10 protein-coding genes are annotated in these 12,560 nt (G+C 40.2%); all 10 read left to right on the top strand.

Translation table 11 applies throughout. From position 1 onward, the window contains the following. Positions 1–286 precede the first annotated feature (286 nt). On the top strand, positions 287–1,120 hold the full coding sequence (locus HMPREF9072_RS02070; protein WP_009410277.1) for a glycoside hydrolase family 16 protein: 834 nt from the start codon (positions 287–289) through the stop codon (positions 1,118–1,120). Between the two features lie 93 nt (positions 1,121–1,213). After that, a complete protein-coding gene (locus tag HMPREF9072_RS02065; protein WP_002673934.1) occupies positions 1,214–1,597 on the top strand; it encodes a TraR/DksA C4-type zinc finger protein in 384 nt (127 codons plus the stop codon). Between the two features lie 13 nt (positions 1,598–1,610). Continuing rightward, positions 1,611–2,195, top strand: coding sequence for a Crp/Fnr family transcriptional regulator (locus tag HMPREF9072_RS02060; protein WP_009410276.1), 585 nt, complete (start codon positions 1,611–1,613; stop codon positions 2,193–2,195). A 66-nt stretch (positions 2,196–2,261) separates the two neighbouring features. Next, positions 2,262–2,648, top strand: a complete 387-nt coding sequence (locus HMPREF9072_RS02055; protein ID WP_009410275.1) for an START-like domain-containing protein — start codon at positions 2,262–2,264, stop codon at positions 2,646–2,648. A gap of 2 nt (positions 2,649–2,650) precedes the next feature. After that, positions 2,651–3,505 carry an aminotransferase class IV gene (locus HMPREF9072_RS02050; protein ID WP_009410274.1) on the top strand — a complete coding sequence of 285 codons (855 nt, stop codon included), beginning with the start codon at positions 2,651–2,653 and terminating at the stop codon, positions 3,503–3,505. A gap of 40 nt (positions 3,506–3,545) precedes the next feature. Further along, entirely contained in the window at positions 3,546–4,841 is a 1,296-nt protein-coding gene (gene tilS / locus HMPREF9072_RS02045) for a tRNA lysidine(34) synthetase TilS (protein WP_009410273.1), read from the top strand. Between the two features lie 248 nt (positions 4,842–5,089). Next, on the top strand, positions 5,090–7,801 hold the full coding sequence (locus HMPREF9072_RS02040; protein WP_009410272.1) for a TonB-dependent receptor: 2,712 nt from the start codon (positions 5,090–5,092) through the stop codon (positions 7,799–7,801). A gap of 125 nt (positions 7,802–7,926) precedes the next feature. After that, the gene (locus HMPREF9072_RS02035) at positions 7,927–8,619 is read left to right on the top strand and encodes a hypothetical protein (RefSeq protein WP_009410271.1); all 693 of its coding nucleotides are present in this window, start codon (positions 7,927–7,929) and stop codon (positions 8,617–8,619) included. Between the two features lie 50 nt (positions 8,620–8,669). Next, positions 8,670–10,520 (top strand): DUF5689 domain-containing protein, encoded by a 1,851-nt coding sequence (locus HMPREF9072_RS02030; protein ID WP_009410270.1) that lies wholly within the window; start codon positions 8,670–8,672, stop codon positions 10,518–10,520. Between the two features lie 162 nt (positions 10,521–10,682). Beyond that, complete coding sequence (locus HMPREF9072_RS02025; protein ID WP_009410269.1) at positions 10,683–12,287, top strand: L-lactate permease; 1,605 nt, start codon at positions 10,683–10,685, stop codon at positions 12,285–12,287. Positions 12,288–12,560: the final 273 nt, after the last annotated feature.

The raw sequence follows: 12,560 nt of genomic DNA, 5'->3' as shown, positions 1-12,560 counted from the left end.
GCTCTCTATAAGCTAACCCCACCCTCCTTACAGCTCATTTTTTACCTCTCATCTAAATCACTCCTTCCGAATCCCTCCGTTTTCTTCCGAAAATTCCAGTGTGTCACTTTTTGCGGTACACACTTTGCCAAAAATTTTGCCCGTGCGGCTCGCACCTCATTTCCAAATTTCCTCATTCTCTCATTTTCTCATTTCCCTACCTAATGCCTCACTTCTTCTTTTTGCTAATAAAAAATTATTTTGTACCTTTGCCCTTATATTTACATTTAATTAAAACAATATCAATATGAAAAACATATTTATTATTTTATGCGTGATGAGCATTAGCATAGCCTGCTCTCAGCAAGAAAAGGAAGACCCTTCAACAAAAGATAATAACGATTATTTAAAAAAAGGAGGATGGAAATTAGTTTGGGAAGACGATTTCAACCGCGATGATATCTTTGCTACCGGTATATGGTCAAAAATATCGGGGTGCCCAAATTCGGATGCCGATTGGTGCAAAACAATGAGTCGAGACCCCAGCTTGTTCGAGATAAAGAATGGCAATCTTATCCTCTTAGGCAAGCCTAGTACCAACCCCGCCAAAGACAAGTCTAAATATATCACAGGGGGTGTTTCTACCAAGGACAAAAAATACTTCGAAAAAGGACGCTTAGAAATCCGTTGTAAGCTCGAAGCCACTCAAGGAGCTTGGCCTGCTATCTGGATGGTACCCAATGCTACTTGGCCTACGGGTGGTGAGATAGATATCGTCGAACGACTCAATTACGAGCCTTTTGTACACCATACGGTACACTCCACTTACACCCAAGCGGGCAAAAAAGACCCTACCAAGCGCACCCCTAAAAGCACCGCTACAGCTCCTATCAACCCCGATGATTATAACATCTATGCCGTAGAGCTCGACACCGATGAATTGCGCTTTTATGTAAACGGCAAACAAACTTTTAGTTATGCACGTGTGCCCGGGAAAGAAAGTGAAGGGCAATTCCCATTTGCTCGCCCCTATATGTTGCGCATCGATATGCAATTAGGCGGTAGCTGGGTAGGCGAAGTAAAACCTTTTACCAAACCGGTAAGAATGTACGTAGATTGGGTGCGTTTTTATCAGAAATAATAATCCCAAATAAAAAAAATAACATTTTTATTTTGGTAGTTCTGAAAATAATAGTAATTTTACGCCCCAATTTTAATAAATACTATAATTTTTATGGAAGAAGGAAACATCAGAGTGCGCTATTCCGATAAGGAATTAGAAGAATTTAAAGCACTTATAGAAGAAAAAATCAAAAAAGCACAAACCGATTTAGAGCTTATCAAGAGTTCATATATGAACAGTGCCACTAATGGTACCGACGATACATCTCCCACTTTCAAAGCCTTTGAAGAAGGCTCTAAGGTAACCAGCAAAGAGGAAAATACCGCATTGGCTATTCGTCAAGAAAAGTTCATACGCGACCTCAAGAATGCACTTATCCGTATCGAAAACAAAACCTATGGCATCTGTCGTGTAACAGGTAAACTCATCGATAAACGTCGCCTTATGGCAGTACCTCACGCTACTCTTAGCATCGAGGCTAAAAATATGCAATAGCCATACCCCAAAAATGACGCTCACCGAGTACTTACACCAAGAAACTCAAATCAACACCGAGACACTTGCTTTTATCAATAGCCTATTTGAGCAACAAGAGTACAAAAAATACCACTTGTTGCTCAAAGAAGGCTCAAATTCTAAGCAGTTGTTTTATGTTGAAAAGGGGCTCTTGCGCCTGTTTTATAACAAAGAAGATAAAGACATTACCCACACCTTCCTTTTGGAACAAAAGTTTTATTTTCCTGTAGAAAATATCTATTTCTCCCAGCCTTCACTCTTCTCTTTAGAAACGCTGGAAGACAGTGTAGTATGGGTAGCTTCTTTCCCCGAAGTAGAACGCGTAATAAACGAACACCAAGAACTCGAACGTCTAATGCGATTCCTATTAGTGTCAGCTATCAAATCGCTTACTGAACGCCTACATACTATAAAATTCCAAACTGCCCAAGAGCGGTATGACCTCCTCTTGCACACTTATCCTCAAATACTTCTGCGTGCCCCCTTAGGACACATAGCATCTCTATTAGGTATTACTCAACAAACCCTCAGCGTTATTCGTGGAGCAACTCGCACAGGTGATAAAGGGGTAAAATAATTTGCTATTTCAAAAAATAGTTGTATATTGCGCCCATCAAACAGTGTAATAATACCCTATTTGCCTATGCAAACAAAAGAAAAATATCAATTAGAAGTTACTGTAAACGCCTCTCCGCAATTGCTCTATCAATACATCTCTACCCCAGCAGGTCTCGCTTCGTGGTACGCCGACGATGTGCGCGCTAATGAAGAAATCTACACTTTTGTATGGAATGGGGTAGAAGAAGCAGCTCAGATATTGCGCAAAAAGTTGGACGACCATATTCGTTTCCATTGGGAAGACGATAACGACGCTTCTACTTATTTCGAAATCAAAATCAATGTGAATGATATGACTCAAGAAGTCTCCCTTATCATTACTGATTTTGCCCTCCCTAATGAAATAGAAGAAGCCAAACAGCTTTGGGAGCTCCAAATAAACGACCTTAAAGCTAAAATAGGAGCAAACTGAATATGAAACTCAATTATAACGGTAACCTCATTACCGATAGCGATACCGTCTTAACTATTAAAAACCGTGTTTTCCTCTACGGCGATGGCGTGTTCGATACTTGCAAATACAGCTACCAAAAACTAATCTTTTGGGAAGAACACTACCTGCGCCTAATGGCAGGTATGCGTATCTTGCGTATGGATATCCCTATGGTATTCTCTATGGAGTACCTCGAAGACGAAATCCTTACACTTATTAAAGCCAATAGCCTCGAAAATAATCCAGTACGAGTGCGTATTACTGTTTTCCGTAAAGATGGGGGTAAGTATACACCCATTACCAATGAGGTAGATTATATCATAGAAACCGAAGTGATGAACAATCCTTTCTATGTACTCAACGAAGAACCTTACGAGGTAGAACTCTTTAAAGACTTTTTTGTACAACCCGACCTCTTAGCAAATGTAAAGCATATTAATCGCACGGTGAACGTGTTAGGCAGTATCTTTGCCGAAGAAAACGACTATCAGAATTGCATCTTGCTGAACAGCAACAAGAGTATTGCAGGAATGCTGAACGGCAACCTCTTTGTAGTGCAAGGCAATACCTTAAAAACGCCCCCACTAACCGATGGAGCACTCAGTGGTATTACCCGCAAGATGCTTATCAAAACCCTTAATAAAACTGAAGACTACGAGGTGATAGAGACCTCTATTTCACCTTTTGAACTTCAAAAAGCCGACGAGCTGTTCTTTACCAATAGTCTTGTAGGGATTCAGCCCATCAGTCAGTATCGCAAAAAAGCATATCCTTGTACTACTGCCAAAAGCCTTATCGGTAAACTGAATACTAGTGCCCGATTTGGAGTGGTATAAGTGGGAGTCACACGGGCAATTAAAAAGAGGTGAATAAATTATGAATGTTGAGATTAAAAAACTTAAGGAGAAAAAAATATTGGTTGCCATTAGTGGCGGTATCGATAGCGTAGTACTCACACATTTACTGTACACTCACGGTATAGAACTGCTTTTAGCACACTGCAACTTTCAATTGCGCGGAACAGAAAGTGACGACGATGAGGCTTTTGTACGCACTTTTGCTGCGGAACTTGGCGTTCCTTTAGAAGTAAAGCGTTTTGATACACATCAATATGCGAGTTCTCATCAGTTGAATACTCAGTTGGCTGCTCGCGAATTGCGCTATCAGTGGTTCGATGAACTGACAAGCACCCATTTCTGCGATGCTATCGCTACGGCTCATCACGCTAATGATAACCTCGAAACCTTCTTTATTAACCTTTCCAGAGGTAGTGGTTTAGAGGGGCTCTTAGGCATTCCAGAAGAAAAAGATACTATCATACGTCCGTTATTACAATTCTCTCGTCAGCAGATATACGAATATGCGCAAGCAAAACGCCTTAAATGGCGTGAAGACAGCAGTAATGAAACAAATAAATACGTGCGCAATGTAATTCGGCACGATATAATACCGAAATTAGCATTAGTACACCCTAATTACTTAGAGAATTTTAATCAAACGCAGGAATACTTACACCAATCAGCGCGATTTATAGACTTTTATATAGGAAAACTCAAAGAAACTTGTTTTGAAGGACATAATCCTATACAAATAGACATAGAAAAACTACAAGCTGTTCCTGAATTGGACTTTGTTTTACATAAACTCTTCTACCCTTATGGATTCGGCAATGTAAAAGACCTCAAAAACCTATTGCTGAATGCCGAAGCGGGTAAACAAGTACTTTCGCCTACTTATATCCTCATAAAAGACAACACTTGTCTTTGGTTAAAGCCTAATGAAGCAAAACGCAGTTTAAGTTTGCTGATTTCGGAAGATATGGCTGAGGTATACGACCCCGTTCATCTTCGTTTTGAATTTATAGAGGGCAAGGTGAAAGTGAAAAATTCAATCCCTACTGAAATATATGTAGATGCCGACAAATTGCAATACCCACTTATGTTGCGCTATAAGAAAGAAGGCGATGTATTTTATCCTTTTGGAATGAACAGCGAGAAGAAGCTCAGCAAGTTCTTTACCGATGAGAAATACACCCAAATAGAGCGCGAAGAACAAGTGCTTTTATGCAGTGGTGAGGATATTGTGTGGGTGGTAGGCAAGCGCTTAGACGACCGTTTTAAAATTACCAAAGATACCAAAAGAGCAGTAAAAATTAGCAAATTAGAGAATTAGAAAATTAGAAAATTAGAAAATGAGGGGATTAGAAAATGAGGGGATTAGAAAATGGTGACGGAAAGTTGAAGGTAATGTGGAGGAAACTATTCTTTTGGGTGGGGTTTTCTTAAAGAAAATATAAAGCTATGACAGCTATAATACTCTATTTGACCTTTTTTAAAATAATTTTATTTCGTTTATTTTGCTATTTCATTTTTTTGTTGTACCTTTGGCACATATTTTAAAGAAATCAACCTCATAGTATTATGTTAAGGAAATTATATCTCTATGTGCTATTGTTCGTATCGGTTTCGGCGTTTTCGCAAGTGAAAGTGGAAGGAACAGTGATAGATGAACTAAGCAGCAAGCCTTTGCAAGGGGTAAAAGTGCGTGTAAGCACTTCTCCGCGCGAAGCAGTTACCAATAGTAAAGGTAAGTATACGCTTCAATTGCCAGAAGGGGAACACTTGCTACTCTTCTCCCTTAGTGGTTATAGCAGTGCTGAGCAACTCATTTCATTAGGAGACACTCATCCTTACACCGTGCCTACGGTTTCCCTCTCGGGTGACTATCAGCAGGAAGCTGAGCAATTGGCAGTGATTACTGAAAGCGAACTAGAAGACGACGAAAGTGGTGCTGATGCAATGTCGGGACTTTTGCAAAGTTCACAAGACGTGTTTATGCGTAGGGCGGCTTTCGATTTCAGTTCGGTGTTCTTCAAACCTCGTGGTTATGACTCCAAAGATGTAACGGTGCTCATTAACGGTATCCCGATGAACCGACTTGAAAACGGTCGTGCCCAATGGGCGAATTGGGGAGGGCTTAACGACATTACGCGCAACCAAGAAATGAGCAACGGATTGGTAAAATCCGACTATACTTTTGGTGGATTGATGGGTTCTAACTATATCAATATACGTCCGTCGCTTAACCGTGCAGGACTTCGCGTAACGACTTCAGCCAGCAACCGCAGTTATACTGGTAGACTGATGGCTACTTACAACTCGGGTGTACAGCGCAACGGATTGGCGTATATGGTTTCGGCTTCACGCAGGTTTGCGCCTCAGGGTAGTTGGGTAGACGGTACGCTCTACAACGCTTATGCTTTTGCAGCAGGAATAGAATATCAGCTTAATAATCATAGTAGCTTTAACCTCATAGGAATGTTTTCGCCGGTGAAGCGCGGTAAGACCTCGCCACTGACTCGTGAGGTACTCGATTTGATGGGCTACCAATACAATCCTTTTTGGGGTAAACAAAATGGCGACAAGCGCAATTCGCGTAACCGTATCGTTTCAGAGCCTATCTTCGTGTTCTCTTATAACTATTTGAAAAACGACACGCGCCTGAATGTGGACTTGGGCTATCAGTTTGGTGAAATAGGTAATACGCGTATTAGTTATTCGAATGCTCAAAATCCTGAGCCTAATTACTATAAACTTCTGCCAAGTTATTACTTAAACCAAAACCCTTCTGACCCCACGATGGCAGCCTTACAGAAAGACTATTTCTTAACGCATTCGCAACTGGACTGGGAAGAGCTTTATCGGGCGAACTACAACACTACCGATAAGCGCAGTGCTTTTATTGTGAGCAATGATATCAATCGCGAGCGCACGTTCTCAGCCAATGTGAACTTTTCTACGCCTATTCACGAAAACATCAAATGGACATCGGGTGTAGTGTACCGCAACGTTTCTTCCGATAACTTTGCTGAAGTAGACGATTTGCTTGGCGGTGATTACTTTATGAACTACGATTACTTTGAAGGGAAGCCTTACAATGCCGATGAAACAGATATGAAGAAAAAGCAAGGCGACAAGTGGAATTACTTTTATGCGCTTAAAAGCAATGTAGCCGAAGTTTTCTCGCAGTTTGAATTTACATTTAAAAACGTCGAGTTATTTGTAGCAGGACGTTACCATTATACTGATATCCAACGCGAAGGTAAGTTCAACTATCCTCTCTATGCTGATTCTTACGGAAAGGGTGCTATGCAAGTGCAAAACGGAATGAGTACCAAAGCTGGACTTACCTACGCACTTACCGGTCGCCATTTGTTACAAGCGAACGTGGGGTATTTTAATACACCACAATCGGTGCGCAATATCTATGCAAATGTACGCAATTCTAATCGCTTGTTGCCTAATATCAAGAACGAATTGGCTTACACTGCCGATGCGAGTTATATTTTGCGTATGCCTTACCTAAAAGGACGCCTTACAGGATTCTTTACCGAGATAGAGAATACTGCGGAAACAAACTTCTTCTATACTGAAACGGCTCTTACTGATGAAATAGACAGAGACTTTGTGGCTCAAACGGTAGAAGGCATCAAGAAACGCCATTTTGGGTTGGAGTTTGGAGCGGAAGCACAACTTATACCTACTCTTAAACTTACGGCAGTAGCTTCGGTAGGACAATATACTTACATCAATAATCCGTCGCTTTACATTTCATCAGGAGAGGTGAACAAAGCTATTGATGAGGTAACGATGAAGAATTACCACGTGCCCAGCGGTCCGCAACAAGCCTATTCATTAGGTTTGGAATATCGCCACCCTAAGTATTGGTGGATAGGAGCAACGGCTAATTTCTTGGCACAAAACTACGTATCGTTATCGGCTTTGAACCGCACTTCGCAGTTCTTTATAGACCCAACCACGAAAGCGCCTTTTACTAATATTGATACTGACTTAGCTCGGAAGCTTCTCAAACAAGAACGTTTAGACGATGTATTCTTGGTAAATCTTGTGGGTGGTAAGTCGTGGAGACTCAACAAAACCTATGTAAGCCTAATGGTGAGCGTGAATAACTTGTTTGACACTCAATTCCTTTCAGGAGGATTTGAGCAATCGCGTACTGCTAATTATGGCAAGATGGTACAGGACAACGCACAAGGCGTGCCTTCGTTTGGTAATCGTTACTTTGTGGGTTACGGACGTACTTATATGGTGAACTTAGCGGTGAGCCTTTAGTGCGAGCCGCACAGGCAGTTAACAAGATAAAAGGTAAAGTTTTAAAAGTAGCCTTGCCTACTTAGTGGGCAATTGTAGAGTAAGAACAAAACAAAACGTTGTTCATTTGAACATTAATAAATATAATGAATAAAAAATCTATTTTCAGAAGAGGGGCTTTAGCGCTCCTTGTAGTAACTACTACTGTATTAGTAAGTTGCTCTAAAGACAACAATTCAAACCCTGACCCCAACAATCCTAAAGGGATACCCTATATGATTTTTACCACTGATAAAAAGCTGGGGAGCGAAATAACGTTGACAATAAACGCCAAAGAAGCGGATAAAAAAGATGTGTGGGTAGACTTAAACAACAATGGTGTGTACGACAGTGGTACTGATGTTCGCCTAAGTGCTACTACAGCAAAGTATAGGCTACAGGGCAATACTCTGAGAGTTTACGGTAAGGTAACGACTTTCTATTGTAATGATAATGAAGTGACTTCGTTAGATGTAACTCGCAATACCGTATTGGAAAGATTGAATATGAGCCATAATAAAATAAAAGAAGTAAACTTGCACAATAACACTGAGCTTGTTTATTTGAAAGTATCGGCTTTGCCTCTTGAAGGCTTAGATCTTACCACTAATAAAAAGCTGAAAGAATTACGCTTTAACCTTACCTTTTCTGGTCAAAAACTCAAGAAAGTTGTGAGCACTATGCACGAAAATGGCGGGGGCACTGTTTATATGAACCCAAGAGTTAAAGACAATCCAGAAGAGCAAGCTACAATGCAAACGTTGAGAAACAAGAAATGGACTATAGGGCATTGCGAATAAGCAAACCTTAAAATAAAACAAAACACTGATAACTGTAAACTTATAGCCATATGAAACTAAACGTATTAAAACCAGTGGCGATAGCCCTACTTACGGCATTCGCTATTACATCGTGTGTAAAGGACGACGATTATGACATTCCCGATCCTAACGGGAAAAAGCCACTGCCTGACTATAGCGGTCAAGTAGTAAGCTTTGCTAACGTACTCACAAAAGTAACTGCCTCAGTGGCTACCTATACTGCTGATGAAGTTATTGAGGGGTATGTAATATCTAGCGATGAAGGAGGTAACTTCTACAGGAAAATCTACATACAAAACGCTGATAAGAATCAAGGACTTTCAGTAGCGATTGACAAAAAAGGTCTTTATACCGAGTTCCCCATAGGAGCTAAAGTACAATTGCGCTTGAAAGGCCTTGCCACTCAGCTTAACAACAGTGCTATAGAGGTAGGTTATGGCACTTATACTGCCAAAAGCGGAAGAAAGGGTGTAGCCGCAATGGCTGAGGCGATTTATAAAAAGCACTTGTTTGACACAGGTGAACGCAAGACTGTTGCCGAATTAGCCAAAGTGAGTAACTCTATACAAGAAGTATCTACCGAAGCACATGTAGACCAGCTCATTACCCTTAAAGGGGTACATTTTCCTACTGATGCCGTAGGTAAAACACTATTTGTAATTCCAGATGCCAATGCAAAAGATAAAAATGGCACTAATTACAAGCTTACCGATGCTAATGGGAAGACTATTATCTTCAGAACTAGCAGTTATGCTGAGTTTAAAGACGAGAAAGTGCCTGCCGGTGAAGTGGAAGTAACAGGAGTGCTTACCAAATTCAACAAAGACTACCAATTTATGATAAGCAATTATGCTGATTTGGTAGTAAAAGGAGGTACTTCTACCAGTACACAAACTGGTACACAAACCTCTACGACTGTTGAGACCTTAGAAGCGAGCAATGCTACTGTAGCTGATTATATAGTAGGCAAAACCGTAAAGCTGCACGGTACGACAGTAGTAAAAAGCGGAAAAACCTACATCGTTTTCAAAGATGGTACCGAAATACAAGTGTTTTCAGCTAAGGGCGTAACTATTTCAGATGCAGCTAAAGAAAAATTGGCAACAGAAGGTTATGAAATAAACGTTACAGGAGTCTTTACTGATTATGCCCTTAAAAATGGTACTATTGTAAAAGAAATACTGTATAGCAAAGAAAGCGATATAGAATTTATAAAAGCGCCTGCTCCTATCACCTATGTGGATGTAGACGCTACAACCGCTACTCTTGCTAGCGATTACCAAGTGGGTAAGCACGTAAATTTAAAGAATGCCACTCTAAAAGTTGAAGGTGGAAAATCTTACGTTGTTTTCTCTGATGGTAATAAAATACAGTTGTACTCTCCTAATCTCAAATCTTTTAGTAAAGACGCTCAAACTAAATTGGGTACTGACGGACAAAAGCTCACTTCAATTAAAGGAAAATTTGAAGATTATAGTGTAAATGGAAATACCGTACATCAATTGGTTTATGCTGTGGAAGGTGATATCGTATTTGGCGATACCCCAGTAGTACAGCTTCCTGAGCTAAATGCAGCTACCGCTACTGTTGCTGATTTTAATAAATACAAAGACAAAAAAGTGAAATTAGAAGGTATCATTACAATAAAAGGCAAAAGTAGTACTTTCTTTGTATTCAAAGATAAAACAGAAGTACAAGTGTATGCTACTAGTACTGTATTTAAAGCGTTATCCAAAGAAACTAAAGCCAAACTGAAAACAGTAGGTGCCAAACTTATTGTTACAGGCACTTTCGTTGAATCTTCTTCCACCAAGGATGGCGTTACAACAATTACTAAACGGATTAGATATGATAAAGAATCGGATTTAGACTTCCAGTAGAAAAGAAGTTTTTTGGATTTATTCAAAAAGAGTGAGCCTTTTTGGAGGCTCACTCTTTTTTTGTCTTTGCTATTTCGCTTGAAAACATATTTCTTTCGTAATATTTGCATATTAAATAAAAAGTACTATCTTTGCCCTCAAAAGAAAACAAAAAAGAAACCTATGGCTTTATTTCTTAGCGTACTTCCGATAGTGCTACTCATCTATTTGATGGTTAAAAAGAATGCACTTCCCTCGTATATAGCACTCCCGCTTATCGCAGGATTGGTGTATGTGTTGCACCTAACTTATTTTGAAGGCTCTTTTGTAGCCGTAAATGCTAACTTTATTAAGGCTATTATATCGGTAGCTACGCCTATTACGGTGATATTTGGGGCGGTGCTCTTCAACCGAATGATGGAGATGACAGGGGCAATGAATGTGTTGCGCCGTTGGTTAGGCAACATCAGTCCGAATCCTGTGGCACAGCTGATGATTATAGGCTGGGCTTTTGCCTTTATGATTGAAGGAGCCAGTGGTTTTGGTACGCCTGCGGCTATCGCAGCACCTTTATTGGTAGGATTAGGCTTCAAGCCGTTGCAAGTTGCCATTCTCACACTTATTATGAACTCGGTACCCGTATCGTTTGGAGCGGTGGGTACCCCTACGTGGTTTGGTTTTGGTACGCTTATCGGTAATGGAGCTATTTCCGACTCCGAGCTTTCCGACATAGGTAGGATTACGGCTATTGTGCATCTGTTTGCTGCTTTTGTAATTCCTGTGATGGCACTCAAGGTGATTGTATCTTGGCAACAGATACGCCGAAATATAGTTTTTATACTCATTAGTATTCTTTCGTGTACGGTGCCTTACGTGGTTATTGCTTGGTTTAACTACGAGTTTCCCGCTTTGGTAGGAGGAGCTATTGGGCTCTTTATCTCGGTGGGTGTCGCAAGCAAAGGAATAGGACTATCTAAAACTGATAACCGTGAAGTACATCACGAGAAGGTAAAATCTTCAGAACTCATCAAAGCCCTTTTTCCTACGGCTTCACTCATTATCATTTTAGCACTTACCCGCATTAAACAACTTCCACTAAAAGCACTTTTGAATGATACAACTGAGTGGTTTACTATAAAATTGGGTTATCTGGGCGATTTTGAGGTTACTAAAGGACTCATTTTTTCACTGAATAATATTTTTGCTACGGGCGAAAATGAAAACTACAAACTGCTCTACGTGCCTGCACTTATTCCGTTTGTCGTTACAGTACTCATTTCTATTCCGTTATTCTCGCTGAAATGGAAGCAGACCAAAGAGCTTTTCTCGGCTAGTTTTGTGCAGATACAGAAGCCTTTCTTGGCTTTGGTAGGTGCGCTTATTATGGTAAATGTAATGCTGATGGGAGGAGAAAACTCTATGGTGCAAATTATCGGTCGTGGATTGGCACAAGCCACAGGCAGTCACTGGACGATCTTCTCATCGTATTTAGGAGCGGTAGGGTCTTTCTTTTCGGGCTCTAACACCGTATCGAACCTTACTTTTGGAGCTGTGCAATACTCGGTTGCTAATACCACAGGACTTTCGGTACCTCTGATACTCGCCTTACAATCAGTAGGGGGAGCGATGGGTAATATGGTGTGTATCAACAATATTATCGCGGTATGTTCAGTATTAGGCATTGATAAAGCCGAAGGGAAAATAATGAAAATTACCGTTGTACCTATGATGGTATATGGAGTGATAGCTGCGCTGGTAGCATATCTTGTTATTCCGCTAATATTCTGATAGGTAAAGGGATATTGCTATAATTTATAACAAAGCTCTTTTGTTCTTAATTTTTTAGATGTATATTTTTAGTAGTCTATCGCGCTACTACTTCATAGGTGAGTTTCTTGTAGCTCATATCTATCGTTTTTTCTTATCCGAGTGACTTGTGTCTCGGATATTTTTAGAGTTTTTCTATAATTTTTTAGGAACTAATATAAAAATACACGTCTCATTATCAAGTAATTAAAAATTTTCTTAAAAAAAACTTTCAAAAAATTTGCTAGTTTCAAA

It is taken from the genome of Capnocytophaga sp. oral taxon 324 str. F0483, from assembly GCF_000318315.2.
GTDB classification, from domain to species: Bacteria; Bacteroidota; Bacteroidia; order Flavobacteriales; family Flavobacteriaceae; genus Capnocytophaga; species Capnocytophaga ochracea.
The sequence above is the reverse complement of the archived record's forward strand: the minus strand, read 5'-3'. Positions and strand labels throughout refer to the sequence as shown.

Excerpts from the sequence above, each read along its gene's own strand:
- HMPREF9072_RS02070 (WP_009410277.1), top strand. The coding sequence starts at position 287 with ATGAAAAACATATTTATTATTTTATGCGTGATGAGCATTAGCATAGCC.
- HMPREF9072_RS02065 (WP_002673934.1), top strand. The coding sequence starts at position 1,214 with ATGGAAGAAGGAAACATCAGAGTGCGCTATTCCGATAAGGAATTAGAA.
- HMPREF9072_RS02060 (WP_009410276.1), top strand. The coding sequence starts at position 1,611 with ATGACGCTCACCGAGTACTTACACCAAGAAACTCAAATCAACACCGAG.
- HMPREF9072_RS02055 (WP_009410275.1), top strand. The coding sequence starts at position 2,262 with ATGCAAACAAAAGAAAAATATCAATTAGAAGTTACTGTAAACGCCTCT.
- HMPREF9072_RS02050 (WP_009410274.1), top strand. The coding sequence starts at position 2,651 with ATGAAACTCAATTATAACGGTAACCTCATTACCGATAGCGATACCGTC.
- tilS (WP_009410273.1), top strand. The coding sequence starts at position 3,546 with ATGAATGTTGAGATTAAAAAACTTAAGGAGAAAAAAATATTGGTTGCC.
- HMPREF9072_RS02040 (WP_009410272.1), top strand. The coding sequence starts at position 5,090 with ATGTTAAGGAAATTATATCTCTATGTGCTATTGTTCGTATCGGTTTCG.
- HMPREF9072_RS02035 (WP_009410271.1), top strand. The coding sequence starts at position 7,927 with ATGAATAAAAAATCTATTTTCAGAAGAGGGGCTTTAGCGCTCCTTGTA.
- HMPREF9072_RS02030 (WP_009410270.1), top strand. The coding sequence starts at position 8,670 with ATGAAACTAAACGTATTAAAACCAGTGGCGATAGCCCTACTTACGGCA.
- HMPREF9072_RS02025 (WP_009410269.1), top strand. The coding sequence starts at position 10,683 with ATGGCTTTATTTCTTAGCGTACTTCCGATAGTGCTACTCATCTATTTG.